This window comes from Roseivirga sp. AWQ4_251, assembly GCF_056158225.1.
The window spans coordinates 293,697-312,276 of record NZ_JBSWSW010000002.1; the positions used below are offsets into that span (position 1 = coordinate 293,697).

Below are 18,580 nucleotides of genomic sequence, written 5' to 3' on the forward strand. Positions count from 1 at the left end.
ATTCAATACAAATCAGTTGTTATGGGAAATACCACTTGAGCAAATTTCCTCTCCTTCTTTTATGATCTTTTTGATCCGTGTACGTGAAATCCCTATTTCCTCAAGTACTTTGGGTTTCTCGCATAGTTCCTTGCAGAGCACAATCATCTTATCAATCAGTTTTTGCTTCTCAGCCTTAGTAAGGCTGGTAAGGCAGGTAACAGGATGCAGTCCAGATAAATTTATCCGGTCGCGAATGCTTCCTTGCTGCGGATAATCCCAGCCTATTAGCTTCAGGCCTGAACATTTACCATATTGAATGGCATCTTCGGTAAACCGGGTATTGGTCACCACCCAGCCTTCATGAAATTTATTGGTATGGTCTTTACGCTTTTCCCACTGTTTTTTCACGTCCTCAAAGCGGGATTTGATATAGAGTGGAATTTTCACATCACACTTATACCCCTGACGGTTATGGAATTTACATTCCACCATAAAGTGCCGGTTGTCTTTCTGAGCCTCCACATCTATTTCGTGAGAAACACAATGCCCTTGAATGATTACCCCCACTTTGGTACGATATCCCTGGTGTTTCAAAATTTCACCTACAAACTTTTCAAAGGGATAACCGGTAGGGCCCAGCTCTAAAATAGCCTGCTTGATCTTATACCTGCCCGCAGCGGGTTTTGAGTGCTTCCGAAGCATGGAGAACGCCTGGCTGTAGATTTTCTTCGTGGACATGCCCTCAAAAAGCTGCGCTTCAATCTCACTTACAATCCGATCAATCATGGATGAACCGGCTCCGGCTCTTTCAAGGGATAGCTTGAGTTTTGCAGGAGAGAAGGGTGCTTTTTCTCCGGAAGCCTTGGTGATAAAAACGGTCTTTTCTGGCATTAAATCTACTTTAACAATGGAATGTTAAAGTTAGAATATCAGTTCAGGGGGTATTTATGATATCCCGCTTTCCTTGTATGAAATTACGATGAGCAACTAAAATTATAAAAACGCTTTTAGACAGTGTAAGAGACTCCTTAAACCTTAAAGAATCAGTTCATTATTATTGTTGATTTTCTTTTCAAAACAGTCAAGATTATAAATAGTGGTTTCAGCAATATTCTGAAGGGCGGTTTCGGTAAGAAAGGCCTGGTGGCTGGTGATAAGCACGTTCTTAAAAGTCATCAGCCGCGCAATGGTATCGTCCTGCAAAATATCTTCGGAATGGTCTTCGAAAAAAAGACCTTCTTCCTCCTCGTACACGTCCATCCCGAAATAACCGATGTGGCCGGTTTTCAATGCTGCAATTACAGCCTTGGTATCTACCAGTCCGCCCCGGCTGGTGTTGATGAGCATCACCCCCTTCTTCATCCTTTCAATTTTTCGTTGGTTGATGATGTACCTGGTTTTTTCGGTAAGGGGCACGTGCAGGCTGATGATGTCGCTTTCGGTACACAACTGCTCACAGCTTACATATTCCAGTCCGAATTTCTGTTGTAATTCCAAACCTGGCTCAAGATCGTGTGCCAGGATGCGGCAGCCAAAACCATCCAAAATACGAACCAGCACGGCACCTATTTTACCTACGCCTATAATGCCTACGGTTTTTCCGTTGAGGTCAAAACCCGTCAGGCCGTCCAGCGAAAAGTTTTGTTCCATTACCCTGCGGTTGGCACGGATCAGCTTGCGGTTAAGAGCCAAAATAAGGGCAGTTGCGTGCTCGGCAATGGCATAGGGCGAATAGGCGGGTACACGCGCCACTTGTATGCCCAGTTCTTTGGCTTTCTGTAGGTCCACGTGGTTAAAACCTGCCGACCGCAAAGCGATGTATTTGATACCGAACCCTTGAAGCTTTTCAAGGACGGAAGCTGAGGCATCGTCTCCGGCAAATAGGCATATGGCCTGGCTACCCTCAGCTAATATTGCGGTTTCTTCTGTAAGTCGTACATCCAGCCATTGGATATCATGTTTGCCTGCATTGGCTTTTTCCAGGCTGGGTTTATCAAATTTATGGGTGCTGTAGTTGGTTACTTTCATCATATATTATTTTGAGAGAATATTTGCAAAAGCCCACGTAGTCCATCATCTATCTGATGGTGTTTTACAACCTCTCCAAAAGAGGTCAGGCTCAGTTGATTATTGACAAGCCCCGCCATGGCATTGCTCTCTCCCTTCACTAAGGCTTCTACTGCCGCAGCTCCCAAACGTATCCCCAACACGCGGTCAGCAGCCGAGGGGCTGCCACCCCGTTGCACATGACCTAGGGTGGTTATCCGTAAATCCACTGTGGGGTTCACCTCCCTAATTTTGGAAGCCACCAGATCTACGCCCAGTTCATCTCCTTCGGAGACTACTACGATCAATGTTTCTTCACTCTGATAATGGCATACCTTATCAAGCAGCCGGATAAAGTCATCAGCACTTTCGGGTATAAGAATACCATCGGCCCCTGTACCCAAACCACTGTGGATGGCAATGTAGCCCGAGTCGCGCCCCATCACCTCTACCAAAAATACCCGATTGTGCGATTCAGCGGTGTCCCTGATCTTATCAATGTTTTGAATGGCGGTATTTACAGCCGTATCAAAACCCAGGGTGTAGTCAGAGCCTGTAAGATCATTGTCAATAGTTCCCGGAATTCCGATAAAAGGGAATTTGTATATTTCAGAAAATGCCAGTAGTCCTTTAAAAGTACCGTCTCCGCCTATGGCAATAAGGGCGTCTATTCCTTTTTCTTGTAGCTTTTGCAGGGCTGCCTTTCGGCCTTCCAACTTACGGAAGCGTTCACTGCGGGCTGTTTTGAGCAGGGTGCCGCCCCGGTGCACCGCTTTTTGAAGTACTTTCCCATCAAGTGCCACAAAGTCTCCATCAATCATTCCTTCATAGCCCCTGCGGATGCCGGTAATTTTGATACCTTCAGATATGGCTGCTTTGGTCGCTCCATAGAGGGCGGCATTCATCCCCGGGGAATCGCCCCCTGAGGTAAAAATGCCAATGTGTTTTACATTTTTGTCCATTCCTTATAATTCTTCTTTTACCTCACCACATTGCATCATCTTTTCACCAAAGTAGGGGTTACGGACTTCCCTGGCCTCTGCCATCCAATAAGCGCCCTTGCCTTCAAAAGCCATAGGGCAATAGGTGGCGTAGAGCTCCATATCTTTTTTCAGGTCGAAACTCTTTACTGTGCAGTACACTATTTCGGAGATATGGCTGAAGTAAGAGCGCTTCTCCTCTAGGTTCTTTACGTGCTGCAACTCTGCCAGTTTAGCGGTGTAAAGCGAGGAGTGTTGTTCCCAGGCTTCCGTGCCTTTGGTTTTAAGGGAAGAACCGTCCACTGCCGCTACTTTTTCAGCCATTTCCACTGCGGCCTTATCTGCTGCTGCAACATTGCTGTTTACCAAAGCATTTTTCATTTCGAGATAAGCGTCCACTACTTCCTCTAAGTCTTGATTGACAGCAGCATCTGCGCGGTAAGGATCGTCCAGAATAATGATGTCCTGATTGGCAAAATTATCCCGGATGGAGGTGTGTTGGCGATGGATATTTTCTCCCTGCTCCATTTTATTGTGATGTTCTTCCATTATGGAATGGTCATGCCCTGCTTCTGTGGCTTCCATTTCATCATGGTGTTCGTGGTCACCATGTTCGTTCTGTTGATTGCCGTTGCAGGCACCTAGCAGCATCAGAGCTGCTATGGTAGTTGCCATCAAAATTGATTTCATCGTGTTCATTGCTGTTTATTTTTTAGATTTTGATCAGTTTCCGCTTTTGGCGTAAGCTGTGGCGTTGGCCTCGTTTTTAAAGTATGCTATCGTTCCCTCTTTGTCCAGCAGCACGATGTAGGCTTCGGTCTTGTCCACTTTTTCACCTGTTTGTGGGTCGGTGGCCATGCGTGCAGTTTCCTGTTCGTTCAGTGTTTTTACACACATCTGGCAGCAGCCGTAGTAGGTTTTGCCATTTACCGGCACAGGAATCTGATCTTTGGCCATATAGGCATCGTTCACCATACATACCTGCTTAGCAGGCACCTGGTCGCCCACCACATAATTACCGGTTCCGCCCTGCGCACTCATTTTGTGTTCGTGTTCCCGGTGATTGGGATTACCTGCCTTATCTATGCCGTTCTGGCGTTCTTCCATTTGGGAATGGTCGTGGTTGTTATGCTCGTTTTGAGGGTTGTTGTTGCAGGCTGCGAAAGCTATTGTTCCTGCCATCAGCAGGATCAGATTCATTGTTTTCATTGTGTTGCTGCTTTAAAATTAGAATGGGGTGCAATGGCCGGTTTTTTACCGTACCAGCGGTTAAATACCATACAGGCGGTTAGGTCTCCGGTTACGTTTACGGCTGTGCGGAACATGCCCAGCAAGCGCTCTACACCAATAATGATGATGATGCCTTCGGCAGGAATGCCTACACTGCTGAGCACCGAGGCCAAAATGACCACTCCACCGCCTGGAATGGCCGGGGTACCAATGGAGGCAGCCACAATGGTAATGACCACTGCAATAATGTTGAGCAGGCTCATTTCCAAACCGTAAGCCTGAGCAATAAAGAGGGTGGTAACCGTTTGGTAGAGGGCAGTACCATCCATATTGACCGTGGCTCCAATGGGGATAATAAAGTTACTGATGGATTTGTCTACTTTTAGCTCTTCTTCCGCTGTTTTAAGTGAAAGTGGCATTACGGCTGCCGAGCTGGTAGTAGAAAAGGCAAGTAGTTGTACATCCCTGATTTTACGCAGAAAGTGAAAGGGATTGCTTTTGCCTAAAACGGCTACCAATGTAAGGTAAACGCCCACCAGTACTAATAATCCGCCTAATACCACCAGCACGTAATACCCCAATCCGGCCAACGAACTTAGCCCCACACTTGAGGTAAGTTGTGCCATCAGGCCAAATACGGCCAGAGGTACCAGTTTCATAGCCCACTTTACGACTGTCATACAAATTTCCTGAATGGCACTGAGGAGCAGTTTTACCGGACGCAGTAAATTATCTGGCAAGGCCAGTACTGCCACACCTATGATAATGGTAAATATAACGATGCTGAGCATTTCGCCACTGACCATAGCCGCCAGCGGGTTTTCAGGCAGCAGGTTGGAGATAGCTCTGGGTATGCTGTTGATACCAAAGGAAAGCTCCGCGCCTCCCTGAACAGCTCCGGCCAGTTCATTGGCATGTTCGGCTACCGCTTGCCGGTGCAGGTAGCTGCCCGATTTGAAAAGTGTGGCCAGTACCACGCCTATGGTTACGGAAATGGTGGTGGTACCCACAAAATAAAGAAGCACACCGCCTCCCAGCTTCTTCAGGTTTTCCTTATCGTTGCTGGCAATGCCGGTGATAATGGAAGCCACAATAAGGGGGATCATGATCATCTGCACCAGCTTTAGGAACAGTATACCCGGCAGGGCGAGCCAGTTGCCCAAAATATCGGCTGTACTCTTGGTCAACCAGCCATTTTGGGGGCTGAGCAAAAGACCAAGGCCTACTCCCAAAAACAGGGCAATGATCACCTTTAGCCACAGCCGGTTTTCTACCAGCTTTTGCAGGTAGGTATTCAGTGATTTTAAAGACTTAATTTCTGTGCTAAACATATTTTAATTATTAGGCAAGCCCTATTTTATTTTGGAGATAGACACACTGCACCGCATTAATTAATTCAACCCCTTCCTTAAACGGGCGTTGAAAAGCTTTTCTTCCCATTATCAATCCTGTACCTCCGGCTCTCTTATTGATAACTGCTGTCGTTATCGCGTCAACCAAGTCGGACTCACCTTTTGAACCACCCCCGGAATTGATCAACCCTATTTTACCCATATAGCAATTGGCCACTTGCAACCTGCACAAGTCAATGGGATGGTCTGTGGTTAACGCTTCATACATTGCATCGTCATATTTGCCAAAACCTATATCCTTAAAACCAAAGTTGTTTGTCGGCAATTTTTGCTTAATGATGTCTGCCTGGATGGTCACACCCAAATGATTGGCCTGCCCTGTTAAATCTGCCGCTGCGTGATAATCTCCTTTCTCTGTCTTAAAAGCTTCATTGCGCAGATAACACCACAGGATGGTCGCCATTCCCAAATTGTGGGCTTCTTCAAAGGCTTCAGCTATTTCTTTAAGCTGCCTGTCGCTTTCTTCGGAACCAAAATAGATGGTGGCTCCCACGGCAACGGCTCCCATATCCCAGGCATTTTTTACTTTTCCAAATAATGTTTGGTCATATTTGTTGGGATAGGTAAGCAGTTCGTTGTGGTTGATCTTAACGATAAAGGGGATTTTGTGAGCATACTTCCCAGCATTTAATCCCAGCACACCAAAGGTGGAAGCCACTGCATTGCAGCCGGCTTCCAGGGCAAGTTTTATGATGTTTTCGGGATCAAAATAAACTGGATTTTTATAGAAAGAAAAAGCCGCGCTATGCTCAACCCCTTGGTCCACGGGCAGAATACTCAAGTAACCTGTGCCACCAAGATTCCCGTGGTTGTACAACTGTGAGAGACTCCGCAGCACTTGTGGATTCCTGTTGCTATTTGCAAATACCTTGTCAAGACTATTTTTGCTTGGAGTTTGCAATTCATCCTTTGTTATTTTTTCACATACGTGATCCAGGTAGAAGGATGCTTTTTCTTCTAATAGATCTGTGATATTTATATCTGTTTTCATTTTAATACGAATTAATGAATCCCCAAACTTTCATTGGTTTTGGAAATGGATTTATGGGCATCGGTCTCAATTCCCGTAAGTGCCCTAATGGCATCAATGGTCTCCGGAATTACGATGGCCTGATTGTCCACCAAGTAGGCGTAAAACAACTCATCGTCCTGCACTTTCAGCATATCCTGCCAAAGGGCCACTTCGTACATATCGCCCCAAGGGCGGCCCATATCGAGGTATTTTTCCTTTACCGTATTGTTGGAAACGAGGCCATCCGAATAATTAATGAAAGTAATGCGCGTGGATGAACGAAAGGCTTCCAGCACTTCTTCCTTAGTGGTTTTACGGCTTAGCCGCACATTCCAATAGTGCAGGTGGCTCAGCGTTTCCGGCACCTTTACGGCCATGGTTACTACGTCCAGTTCGGGATCTACACTCTGTGCATCCGGCCCCTGGTGGCTGGGAATATCTCTTTCAGGAACCAGGGTATTCATGATCCCGCCCAAATGGCTCTCCCATGGGTCGGTTGCCCTGCGCAACAGTGTGCCCCGGGCACTTTGCAACAGATCTGCTTTTTTAAGCGCGGTAAGCGTACGCAAAATGGAGGTAGTGTTGCAGGAGACCACCCGTGTGCTGTCCCGGTTCAGGGCAGAAGCATAATTATTTTCTGCACTAAAAGAGTGACCGGTGGTTTTGTGTTTTTCGCCCCCTTGCAGGATAAATTTTATTCCCCGCTCTTTATAGGTTTCTACATTTTGTGCGGCTATCTTCTTGGGCGTACAATCTACCACCAGGTCTGCCATATCCAGCAGGTCTTGCATATTACCGACTACCGGGATTCCCGCCTGCTCCATTTGGAGTGCAGCTTCTTTGGTAGCGGCATATACCAAATATCCTTTATCTACAGCAGCTTGGATGCGCCAGTCGCTGATCACATCACAAACTCCACTGAGTACCATATCGTTTTGCAGCGCAATGGCATCGGCCACTCTTTTGCCGATTACGCCATATCCAATAAGTGCTATTTTCTTTTTCATGTTGTTATTGAGTTTTAATTGAGGTATGAATATTATTTATGTTTGATAAGCCGAATACGACCAATACGAAACTTTGACCGATCTCCATCATCACTAAAATTTTGGCGGGGGTAGTCACAGGCACGATATCTCCATAACCGATGGCCGCAAAGGTGACCACACTGAAATAAAATGTTTCGAATAAATACTCGAAGTAGCTGAAACCATCAAATGCCTTAAATCCGAGAAAAGAGGAGGTGTCGGCAGCAACCAGACAAGTGAAATCTGCCGCATAGGAGAAAATAATGAGCATGACGAGCAGCCCGAAGATCCAGAGAAGTTGCCCAAAGGAATGACATTGCTTGATGGATTTATTGACCTGCCTGAAGGTAAAAAAGGTAAAGTAACCGGTCTTGATAAAGGCCAGAAAGATAACGAGATAAGGCACCCAGCTTAGCGCATGATCTACGAACTGCATGAGATAGACATAGGCAATGGCCACGATGCCCACCAACAGAAGGGCTGGACGCATCCTGAGCAGCAGTTGCTTTAAGAAATTACCTGAGTTTAGTTTAGTGGTCATTATCCTATCTTTTAATTAGTGCCCAAGCTGCTATTAACCGGATTTGTCTGCCCGGATTGACGGAGAATAATTACCCCAATGAGCCCGGCAAGTACTGAAGCAAACAAAATGGCCAGCTTGGCAATGAACCTATACTCCTCTTTTTGAAAGGCGAGTTCCGTGATGAACAGCGACATGGTAAAACCGATACCGGCTATAACGGCTACTCCGGAAAGATGCCTCCAGGAAATGCCTTGCTGCAACTCTGCCAGCTTAAGCTTGACTAAAAGCCAGCTGACTCCCAAAATACCGGTGAATTTCCCCACCAAAAGGCCAAAAGTGATCCCCATGCTTACCGGATGACTCAAAATTTCCAACATATTGCCGTGAATGTGAATTCCGGTATTGACCAGGGCAAATAGCGGCAGAATAAAAAAGCCCACAATGGGCGCCAGATGATGTTCTATTTTTTGCAGGGGTGTTTCGGCATCATCGGATTTTTGTTTGATCTCTTCCAGAATACCGAGTTGTTCTTCTGAAATAAAGCTGCCGCTGATCGCTTTCGTCTCTATGAACTGCAAATGAAGATATTGAAGGTTTTTCAGATAGTCTTCTTCCTTGATTTTTACACGACCCGGAATGGCAAAAGCGGTGAGAATACCTGCGATGGTAGGGTGTACTCCTGAGAAGAAAAATGCGAGCCAAACCCCTCCGACCCCGATAAGGGCATAAAACCATGCTTTTCGAATTCCAATATAATTAGCACCTGCCAATACCAGAACGAACAGTAAACCGTGAAGTAGATCCACATACGAAATACCGGAAGTATAGAAAACAGCAATGATGAGTACTGCACCCAGATCATCCACTATGGCGAGTGCCACTAAAAACACTTTAAGTCCTGCCGGTACGCGATCTCCCAATAAAGAAAGTACTCCGATGGCAAAGGCAATATCTGTGGCCATGGGGATACCCCAGCCTTGTTCTGTGGGAGCATTTAAATTGAAAACGAGGTAGATCAGAGCCGGAACGACCATGCCACCAACAGCGGCTCCGATAGGTAAAATGGCTTTTCTGAAAGAAGATAGTTTTCCGCCTATGATTTCTCTTTTCAACTCCAGGCCTACCTGTAGAAAGAAGATGGCCATTAAGCCATCATTTACCCAGATCAGTAAAGACTCGGATAGGGAGAACTGACCAACGCCTATGGATATTTCGGTATGAATGAAATCCTGATATGCTCCCTGAAAGAGAGAGTTGGCCCAGATCATGGCGGCCAGAACTGCCAAAAAAATCGCAATGCCGGAAGCAGATTGATTTTTAAAGAGGTTGTTCAGGGTAGTATTGAGTTTGCCTATCATTTGGAACCCTCATTTTCCATGGCCTTCTTCTTATAATCCCGTATAATCAACCGGTTGCCTTTGTCATAGGTGAAATAATTCCAAACCCAGTTCAGGGCTACCATCAACTTGTTTCGGAAACCACTAATGGAAAACAGGTGAACTACAGACCATAGCATCCAGGCTATATATCCACCAAACCTGAACTTGCCCAGGTCGGCTACGGCCCTTCGTTTGCCAATGGTGGCCAGTGAGCCTTTATCCCGGTATTCAAATGGTTGAGTGGGCTCTTTGCCGGCTATTTTATTGCGGATTACTTTACCCAGGTATTTGCCTTGCTGCATAGCTACCTGAGCCACTTGCGGATACCCTTTGGGAGTTTTTTCAGTGATCATCGCAGCAATGTCTCCAATGGCAAAAATATTGGGGTAGCCTTTCACCCGCAGGGTATGATCTACCCGGAGCCTGTTGCCACGAACCACGCTTTCTTTATCTATTCCTTTGGGAAAACTGCCCGTAACACCGGCTGTCCAGATCAGGTTTTTTGCATATAGTTTGTTTCCGGAGTTTGTAGAGACCATTGAGCCATCATAGTGCGCTACGGCTTCGTTCAGTATCACATTCACACCAAGCTGTGTCAGGTATTCCAGTGCTTTTTCGGAAGCTTTATCCGACATGGAGGCCAGTAGTTGATCACCGGCTTCCAATAAATAGATATCCATTATTTCAGAGGAATATTCAGGATAATCTCCAGGCAGTACGTATTTTTTGAATTCTGCCAAAGCTCCTGCCATTTCCACCCCGGCAGGGCCGCCTCCCACAATGATAAAATTGGTCAGAAGGTCTTTTTCATGTTCATCGCAGGTGATCGCGGCCTGTTCCAGGTTCTGGATCATCATGTGCCGAATGTTTAAAGCATCCTGGATACTCTTCATCCCCAGCCCCCCATTTTCGATATCAGACAGACCGAAGAAATTGGTTTTTGTGCCGGTTGCTATCACCAGGTAGTCATAGTCAATTACCCCTTTATCCGTTAATACCCGGTTTTGATCTGCGTTTATTTGCTCTACCGTGGCATAGCGGAATATAGTGTTTCTGTTGTCACTGATTTGTTTGCGAAAGGGAAAAACGATGCTATCCGGCTCCAACCCACTGGTGGCCACCTGATACAAGAGGGGTTGAAATTGATGGAAATTATGCCTGTCTACCAATACCACCTGCGCTTTTGTCTTTTTTAAAGCTTTTGCCAGGGCAAGCCCTGCAAAACCACCTCCGATAATCACTATGCGGGGGGCATCTGCCGAAGGAAGACAAACTTTTTCCCCTATATCGCAGTGATCAATCATTGGCAGCAGAATATCACAGTAGTTTAATTGTATTTCTTATTAAAGGAAAAATTGTAAACGGAGGCGATCAATGCCCCAAAGAGCCAGCCTAAAATGAATGTTTCAACCAAGCCGATAAGGGCTTCGCTCAGGGGTACGTCCATGCGGATGATGGTGCTGGTGTCCAGGCCGTGGAGGAGGCTGTTGAAAAACAACACAGTACCTTCATGACCTACGGTACTCATAAGGATAATACAGCCCAGATATAACACAAGGCTCGCCACGCCCCAGGCGAAGGCAAATTTTTTAATGCTGATGTGTTGCATGATCTTTTTTGTTTTGGGATTGATTGTCTCGTTCAAGTCTATGGTCGTTATGTTCCGAATGGCTTCCGTGCCTGCCCATCATAAAGAGGTGGCCGAGGAAGAAAACAACCAGGAAAATAAAGAGGGAATTACTGTCGTTGAAGCCGAAAACAGGTAAGAGGAAGAGGAGCAGGAAAATGCTCAAGCATCCTACCAGCATCCATAACATGTGATTTTTCATAGTCCTATAGTTTAACGATTAAAAAAGCTCTGCCCATTTTATTTTACCTACTCCTTGAGGTTTAAGCTCAGTAAAGATGTTTCGGAATGGTTTGCCACACTCTCAGCAATACTTTTCCCTGCCAGATTTAAAAAGCCGGTTCTACCATGCGTGATCATTGCAATCAAATCGGCATTTACAGACTTTGCAAAACTGAGTATCCCGCTTTCTTCATTAAGAGCATTGTAAATATTAAGTGTACATGTGCCCTTACGGGGACAAGATTTGTGAAAAGCCTTCATTTTTTCAATGCTTTTTTCAGTCTCCTCAAAAGCGGTGGGTACATTCACGTTAAGCAAATGAATATTGGCTTCACTGAGATCAGCAAACTTTACCACAGTATGAAAAGCAGCTTGTACATCTTCTTCAAAACTGGAGGCAAAAACTATGTTCTGCATGGGCCACGCAGACCGTTCTTTTACAATGATCACGGGCACTGTGGTATGTCGTAAAATCTTTTGGGCATTAGATCCTATCAACAGTTCTTTGACTCCGGAGGCTCCGTTTGAACCCATTATCACAAAGTCGTGGTGATGGTGGGGGATGTGCTTGAGTATTTCATCCCGAGATACGTCAAACACCAGAAAGTCTTTAGCGACAAGACCTCTTTCTTCAGCCTTTTTCACCCATTTGTGTAATTCTCCCCGGGCATGCCCGATTTGTTTCAGGATGTGGGGGTAACGTTTCTCCTTTTGCTTGTCCAATTTTACCCATTCCAGAGGAGTTACCTGTAAATGCAGAAAGTGAATTTCCGCATGTGCCTTTTCCGCAATGGAAATGGCTATTTCGGAAGCCCGGTTGGCAGTATCTGAAAAATCGGTAGGGACTAATATATTTTTCATGCTTACTTTCTAGTTTTTAATGGCACCCGTTTTCTCCTTCTTTCATTTTTTTGCACATGGTGGCGGGTTGCGTCAAGGCATGTTAGCAAAAGACATCGCCTAAGTGGCCCTGTTCCTTGATCACCGGCATAAAGTGATGTACGGTCATCAACATGAGGTCCGGGCTTTGGGTAATTTCGCGGCTGATCCAATCGGCCAATACACTATCTTGGGCAACTGCAAAACCAGCCAAAGCGCTTCCTGAAGTGTTCACATCAAAGTAATTTAAAGGCTTGTTTATTTTCTTTCCAGCAACTTTTTCCTTTCTTCAAATTCCTGAGGATCGATCTCCCCTGAGGCCAGTCTCTTTTTAAGAATTTCCAAAGGGGATTCTTTTCTGGTTTTCTGGCCAGGTACGTCCCAAGGGGTAAGGAAGATCCAAAAGAGAAAAACGAGCCAGATGATCCACCAGATAAAGTGCATGCCCCAAAAATGTCCTTCGTATAAATGCATGATTTTATGATTTAATATGACAGGTGAAAATGGGCTCCTCCATAATATCCTGTCAACGATTTATATTACTACTCAAATTTAAACCGATACCGGGTCTTTTATTTTTGAAATTTTGTCTTTGATGTATGATATTTTGTTTATATCAACCCTTATTTCTTAGCATTAGACGCTTCTTTCAACTTGTTAGAAAGCTTTTTAAACAATGCCTTGTTCTGGAGATTGCTATTGTCAATGAGCAGTCCTTTAAGGCCATCTTTTGTTTCTATACCATAAATAACAGACTTGCCTGTTGGGTCTTCGTTTTCTGCAAAACGATAGAATTCTGAAACGTTTAAATCTTCAATTTGAAAACTGGTGCACAGGTCCTTACATTCAAGACAATCTTCCTTCCTATTGAAGTTGTAGGTATAGCCTTTTTCCCTAAGGTCATCCAGCGCTTCGGTTAAGTTCCGGTAGTAGCGGTTCTCATCTTTTATCACTTCTTTATAATCAGATACTGAAAGGCCGGTAACCCGCTTGAATTGGCTGGACAGATAATGTACCGAACTGTATCCAAGTTTTTCGCCAATTTCACTCAGGTTCAGTTCATCATATTGCACCAGTTCCTTTACCCTGTCTATGCGTTTATTTATATAGTAGGTCTCTATAGTAAGTCCCTCAGCCTTTGAAAAAAGTTTGCTGAGAGAGTTGTAATTTTTACCAATTTCATGTGCCAGAAAATCAGACAACATTACTTCTTTATTAGAACTTTTCAGTAGTTCTATATAGTGTTGGATTCCGAGCTTAATCTGCTCCAACAGAATCTTCTCTTTGTCTTCGAGTAATTCAAATCCGTACGTCTTTAATCTGGATGCAATGGTATCTCTCGTTAAGGTGGCGGGAATTTGTATGGTAGCATGTCCGAGCTGAATCATTGAAACGGTGGCTCCAAGTTCTTGAAGTTCATTCTGTATGACCAGAATACATCTTGGGCATACCATATTCTTAATATTTAGATTTATCGTTTTCATCTGTCTTTTTTTATTGGTGAACTATAGAAAAACGGTCTTTATACAAGTCTCTGGTAGAAAAGAACAGAGGATGGATGTACAAAGCAAAATAGAGGTAAAGCCGGAAGAGCCATGCCTGATCTAAGGGCATAGCAAGGCTACCTCTGACAGATGAGGGCTAATTAAGGAAGGACTGTATCCGCACACGTATACCAAATCCGCCAAGGGGCGGTGGAAGGTCTGTGGCCTGGAAAGAAATAAACCTTTTGTAAAAATAAAGGGGGCGCAGTTCAAAAACCGGGTGTTGGACGAATAAAAAAGCTACAGAAAAGGATATGGCTTTTTCAGCGCTTCGTTTTATCAGTGAAGCGTAAATGCTGTTTACCATATCATCACAGCAGTCATCTTTATCGGTGTCCTTATGCTCGTGTGATTGGGTGCCGTGATCGTGGTCATGACCAGAATCTTCTTGCTGGCTTTCGCGATTTGCATGGTGGTCGGAAAGAGCCACCTCACTCACGTTATAATGTTTAGGAAAAATTAGTCCTATATCACAAAGAAAATCGCAGACAAACACACTAATGAAGCCCGTAAGGAACAGACCTACAATTGTGGATTTATGCTGGTTTAATTTTCTCATCATACTCTTTAGCTAAATACGCTATGAAACAAAGGTAAGAAACCTTTGTCTGAAATATTATGATCTATATCATGGAATAGGCAAAGTGGTTTAGTCAGAACTGCCTGAACCACTTTGCAGGTAAAGAATTTCTCTTCTTTAATTTCATGCTCTGCTCAGTCTACTTACCTGTCTGACGGCTATATTGTTTTGCCCTAAATAGATTCATGGGTACTCATCCTAAAAGTAGCTAATTCGGAAAAATATTTACCTAATCAGAAAGTATATTTTCCTATTAGGAAAATATTTCGTAAAATTGGACACACAGATTTGATCGTATGTCGCAAAGTCCAGATCTCAAAGCCATTCGTACCTCTCTAGGCCTCGGGCAACAGTTTATTGCTGGTGCACTTGGTGTTGAAGTAGCTACTTACAGTAAACTGGAAAGAGGTAAAATTCAGTTGACAGTAGAGCGACTTTATAAACTTTCTGAAATTTTTAATTTAACTCCCGAAGAGATCCTCCATTTTGGCTCGGGCCAGGTCTCCAATGGAAAAGCAAAGCCTACTGATAATGTCACCTTTGTTCCTGTTGCTGCACAAGCCGGACTATTTAATGGCTTTTCTTCAGAACATTCCACAGACACTACTATTCCTTTTTCCCTCCCAATTTTTTATGAACGAGATCTGTTTCTTATAAATCTGGAAGGCGATAGTATGTACCCGACTTTCTGTAATGGAGATTATATTCTGGTAAAGCAATTAGACTTTACTAACAAGAATATAAAATGGGGCGAACCTTATTTGATCATTACTGACGATGGTCAAGTTGTTAAGCGGATTATGAAATCCCAATCTAAAAACGCTATTCTGCTCAAATCAGACAATCACCTTTATGAGCCCTATCAAGTAGAAAATACCAATCTTAAATCAATTTGGGAATTAAAGGGTGTGATCTCAAAAAACCTTGCACCTAGAACGGTCCGATAGCCAATGAATAAGATGTCAAAAAATAGTGTTCCCCTTTTAGATGAAGTCTATGAAAAGCTTGATTATCAATCCGGTGATCTGTTTGATGTAGATATTAATAGAAGTTCCATTGGGGTTGAAAACTATATTTCTAAAGGACAGTGGCTGGATACCTGTTTTTTGATCAATAGTCGCAATCAGTTTCATATCGATAAAATTTTCTTTGTTCAGGACAACCCAATAATAGTTTTTGTTGATGCCAATACTATAGAGCAGGACAAGATATTTAGTGTTTACAATGAGGTTTGGTCACTGGCTCGTCCACGGTTGGTTTTTGTTCAGAATGATTCTGCCATTACTGTATATGACCTGGCCTCAAATCCCGCCAGATCCAATGAAGACTTAACTCCCCTAAGCAAGACTATTAATGAAGCGAAACAAATTTTAAGAGAGCTTAAACGCTATAGAAGAGAAAGTATTGAATCAGGTGCTGTTTTTGGCGATGCACATTTTGATTCTGTAAATAAAAGAGCAGACCTCTCACTTATAAATGATCTGAAACAAGCCAGATCGAGACTGTTTGATCATGGTTTAAATGGTGAAAACCTGAAGTATGCGCATGCCCTTATAGGAAGGTCAATCTTTATTCGCTATTTGGAAGACCGTGGAGTATTGACCAAAGAGTATTTTTTAAAGGTAGCTAAAGACAATAAAAAGTGGCTGAACATTATTGAAACCCCTATACAGGCTATTTTTTATAGGAGTGATATGATGAACCTGGTCTTTCCTCGTATACTGGCTGATAAAGAACTTACATTCAGTTTGTTTAAAAAGGTTGCCGAAGATTTTAACGGGGATACCTTTAATACGGATGAAACAGAGGAGCAAATCGTAAATCAAACACATTTAGATCTTTTACAAAACTTTCTTATTGGTGAGGGTAACGATTCTCAACGCCCACTCTATTTATGGGCATATCGATTTGATGTGATCCCAATAGATTTGATAAGTAGTATTTATGAGGAGTTTTATCATTCTGAAAACCTTATTGATTCTAAAACTCAAAAGCTCAAAGATGGAAAAGGTACTCATTACACCCCATCTTCGCTGGTAGAGTTTGTTTTAGCACAGACCCTAACGTTAAATGTCTTGAAAAAAAGACCTAGAGTTTTAGACCCAGCGTGTGGATCGGGGATTTTTCTTGTGGAATCCTTCAGGAGAATGGTTCGATACGAACTGTTTGTGAAAAATAAAAAAGTGCTAGCTCTGGAAGATCTACTGCATATTCTAAGAACCCAAATTGCGGGCATTGAGATTAATTCCGAAGCGGTTAAAATTGCAGCCTTTAGTTTATACCTATCTCTACTGCACTACCTGAATCCTCCCAGTATTCTTTCCTATGTTAAAAAGGGAGGAAAACTACCCTATCTGATTTGGCATGGACAAAATAAAGACAATCATTTTAATATATTATTGGAAAGTAACTCCTTCAATGAGAATAGAACAGCATTAGTTTTTCAAAGAAACTCTTTTGACTTAGTTGTCGGGAATCCTCCCTGGGGTAGCCCTGGCACTGGTGATTTACAGGGCAGAGAGGCTTTGAAAAGTATAGAGGAATGGTGCAGTGCACAGGGTATAGAGTTTCCAGATAAAGAACCTTCTCATGCTTTTTTGTTTAGAGCGATTGATTTCCTAAAGCCAGGTGGTCTAAGCTCCTTATTGGTTTCGAGTGGCGTATTGTTAAAATTTTCACGCATAAGTAATAATTATAAGCAACAGCTACTAAGCCAATCCACAATTAAGAGCGTAGTCAACTTCTCACATGTGAGGCGGGTGTTTTTTTCAGGTGCTATTTCGCCATTTGTGCTTATACGCTTAGAAAAGAACGCACCACGCGGAGGATTCATTGATTATTTATCGCTTAAAAAATCAGGTATAATTGAGAAAAACAAAGTTGTCCTCATCGACAAAAATGACTTCAAGAAAATCAAGTACGAACATACCAAAGTCAATGACATCTGGAAAATTTTCTATTGGGGCAATGAGCATGATTTTAAGCTGATCAGTTCAATAAGGAGATTTAAACTCTTAAAGGAATACTGTGATCTTGAGAATTGTGCTCAAGGTTATAAAGAAGCTAATAAATCAAAGCCTAATGATTGGCTTTCGGAATATTTAGAAATGCCAGTTAAATATTTCAATCAGAAGTTTGAGAGTTTTGATTTAACGAAAATTGATGATTCTAAGAAACTGAAACCAATTCCTAAGCTTATTGAAGCCAGAGGGAAACAAGGTTTGTACAACGGGTTAAGAATTCTCATAAAAAGAGGTATTGCCCAAAAGAATATCAATCCAAAAGGACAAGTTATAGCTCGGGTTGAATCTGACCGGTTTGCCTTTAGACACTCCATTATATGTATTAAGCTAAACAGTGAATCGACCATTGATTACACAACTACAACTGGTATCATGTGGTCTTCTTTGTTTAGGTATTATATGTTCATGACTGCCAGTACCTGGGGTACCTGGAGAGAGGAAATTCATTTGAATGAGGTACTGGATTTCCCAATCGCCAACCCCAGCAAAAGTGAAGCAGCCCAGATCGGTAAAATTGTTAAAAGCCTTCAGGAAGAGCAACAGAATAACGATCAGTTCTTCACCCTTAAAGATGAAAGAAAACTCAGGTCTTTAGAAGAAGAACTGGATAATAAGGTATTTGACCTGTACCGGTTGACACCATTTGAGAGAACGCTGATAAGAAACCGGTGCAACTACGATATCGACTACTATTACAGAGGCACCAAAAGTTTAGCGAATGAACCGATCAAAGAAGAATCGGAATTGGAGGGTTACATAGAGAGTTTTGGTAGTAATTGGTCTTTATCACTTGAACCACATGAATATTTTGATTCAAGAATGCTTATATCTGCCGACAAATCAATGCTCGGAGTTGTTTTTATGCTTAGATCCGGCAAAGAGGAAAACAACCTAAATTATAACGACAATCCGAATATTGATGAATTTGAATCCCTTCTCCGAAATAAGGTATCAAAGAATGTGTATACCGAGGGATTGTTCAGGCAAGTTTCAGACGATGAAATAATCATAATTAAATACAACAAGAAGGGTAATTGGACTGAAACGGAGGCCAAAACGGATGCGGAGGCTACCCTTCTTCATGCTTTGACAGAACATCAAAATTGATTTAGG

19 protein-coding genes are annotated in these 18,580 nt (G+C 43.2%); 2 read left to right on the plus strand and 17 right to left on the minus strand.

Annotation, left to right across the window (positions count from 1 at the left end; translation table 11 throughout):
- Positions 1-12: 12 nt before the first annotated feature.
- The 17 genes from ACXACJ_RS15325 to ACXACJ_RS15405 all read right to left on the minus strand — a co-directional run bounded on the left by ACXACJ_RS15325 (position 13) and on the right by ACXACJ_RS15405 (position 14,426).
- Positions 13-873, minus strand: coding sequence for a restriction endonuclease (locus ACXACJ_RS15325; protein WP_062303411.1), 861 nt, complete (start codon positions 871-873; stop codon positions 13-15).
- A 144-nt stretch (positions 874-1,017) separates the two neighbouring features.
- Positions 1,018-2,010, minus strand: coding sequence for a 2-hydroxyacid dehydrogenase (locus ACXACJ_RS15330; protein WP_062303681.1), 993 nt, complete (start codon positions 2,008-2,010; stop codon positions 1,018-1,020).
- On the minus strand, positions 2,010-2,990 hold the full coding sequence (locus ACXACJ_RS15335) for an ATP-dependent 6-phosphofructokinase (RefSeq protein WP_062303410.1): 981 nt from the start codon (positions 2,988-2,990) through the stop codon (positions 2,010-2,012). Before ACXACJ_RS15335 ends, ACXACJ_RS15330 begins: the two co-directional genes overlap by 1 nt.
- Before the next feature lie 3 nt (positions 2,991-2,993).
- Entirely contained in the window at positions 2,994-3,707 is a 714-nt protein-coding gene (locus ACXACJ_RS15340) for a DUF3347 domain-containing protein (protein WP_071387174.1), read from the minus strand.
- Positions 3,708-3,731: 24 nt separating this feature from the next.
- The gene (locus ACXACJ_RS15345; RefSeq protein WP_062303408.1) at positions 3,732-4,217 is read right to left on the minus strand and encodes a hypothetical protein; all 486 of its coding nucleotides are present in this window, start codon (positions 4,215-4,217) and stop codon (positions 3,732-3,734) included.
- Positions 4,214-5,569 carry a dicarboxylate/amino acid:cation symporter gene (locus tag ACXACJ_RS15350; protein ID WP_062303406.1) on the minus strand — a complete coding sequence of 452 codons (1,356 nt, stop codon included), beginning with the start codon at positions 5,567-5,569 and terminating at the stop codon, positions 4,214-4,216. Before ACXACJ_RS15350 ends, ACXACJ_RS15345 begins: the two co-directional genes overlap by 4 nt.
- 10 nt (positions 5,570-5,579) lie before the next feature.
- Positions 5,580-6,641, minus strand: coding sequence for a class I fructose-bisphosphate aldolase (locus ACXACJ_RS15355; protein WP_475135312.1), 1,062 nt, complete (start codon positions 6,639-6,641; stop codon positions 5,580-5,582).
- Between the two features lie 11 nt (positions 6,642-6,652).
- Positions 6,653-7,669, minus strand: coding sequence for a type II glyceraldehyde-3-phosphate dehydrogenase (locus tag ACXACJ_RS15360; RefSeq protein WP_062303403.1), 1,017 nt, complete (start codon positions 7,667-7,669; stop codon positions 6,653-6,655).
- Positions 7,670-7,673: 4 nt separating this feature from the next.
- Entirely contained in the window at positions 7,674-8,231 is a 558-nt protein-coding gene (locus ACXACJ_RS15365) for an ion channel (protein ID WP_260311512.1), read from the minus strand.
- A gap of 11 nt (positions 8,232-8,242) precedes the next feature.
- Positions 8,243-9,571: a Na+/H+ antiporter NhaA gene (gene nhaA / locus ACXACJ_RS15370; RefSeq protein WP_062303400.1), complete on the minus strand. Its 1,329-nt coding sequence runs from the start codon at positions 9,569-9,571 to the stop codon at positions 8,243-8,245.
- Positions 9,568-10,896, minus strand: coding sequence for an NAD(P)/FAD-dependent oxidoreductase (locus ACXACJ_RS15375; RefSeq protein WP_062303398.1), 1,329 nt, complete (start codon positions 10,894-10,896; stop codon positions 9,568-9,570). The genes nhaA and ACXACJ_RS15375 overlap by 4 nt, the downstream gene beginning before the upstream one ends.
- A 23-nt stretch (positions 10,897-10,919) precedes the next feature.
- Positions 10,920-11,237 (minus strand): DUF5676 family membrane protein, encoded by a 318-nt coding sequence (locus tag ACXACJ_RS15380; RefSeq protein ID WP_475135313.1) that lies wholly within the window; start codon positions 11,235-11,237, stop codon positions 10,920-10,922.
- 231 nt (positions 11,238-11,468) lie between these two features.
- Complete coding sequence (locus ACXACJ_RS15385) at positions 11,469-12,302, minus strand: universal stress protein (protein ID WP_062303395.1); 834 nt, start codon at positions 12,300-12,302, stop codon at positions 11,469-11,471.
- 82 nt (positions 12,303-12,384) lie between these two features.
- Positions 12,385-12,555: a hypothetical protein gene (locus tag ACXACJ_RS15390; RefSeq protein ID WP_176700074.1), complete on the minus strand. Its 171-nt coding sequence runs from the start codon at positions 12,553-12,555 to the stop codon at positions 12,385-12,387.
- 23 nt (positions 12,556-12,578) lie between these two features.
- The gene (locus ACXACJ_RS15395; protein ID WP_062303393.1) at positions 12,579-12,794 is read right to left on the minus strand and encodes an SHOCT domain-containing protein; all 216 of its coding nucleotides are present in this window, start codon (positions 12,792-12,794) and stop codon (positions 12,579-12,581) included.
- Positions 12,795-12,943: 149 nt separating this feature from the next.
- The gene (locus tag ACXACJ_RS15400; protein ID WP_475135314.1) at positions 12,944-13,804 is read right to left on the minus strand and encodes a helix-turn-helix domain-containing protein; all 861 of its coding nucleotides are present in this window, start codon (positions 13,802-13,804) and stop codon (positions 12,944-12,946) included.
- Positions 13,805-13,961: 157 nt separating this feature from the next.
- Positions 13,962-14,426 carry a hypothetical protein gene (locus ACXACJ_RS15405; RefSeq protein WP_062303389.1) on the minus strand — a complete coding sequence of 155 codons (465 nt, stop codon included), beginning with the start codon at positions 14,424-14,426 and terminating at the stop codon, positions 13,962-13,964.
- Between the two features lie 314 nt (positions 14,427-14,740).
- Between ACXACJ_RS15405 and ACXACJ_RS15410 the strand changes: the two genes are divergently transcribed.
- A complete protein-coding gene (locus ACXACJ_RS15410; RefSeq protein ID WP_475135315.1) occupies positions 14,741-15,391 on the plus strand; it encodes an XRE family transcriptional regulator in 651 nt (216 codons plus the stop codon).
- 12 nt (positions 15,392-15,403) lie between these two features.
- Entirely contained in the window at positions 15,404-18,574 is a 3,171-nt protein-coding gene (locus ACXACJ_RS15415) for an N-6 DNA methylase (RefSeq protein ID WP_475135316.1), read from the plus strand.
- Positions 18,575-18,580: the final 6 nt, after the last annotated feature.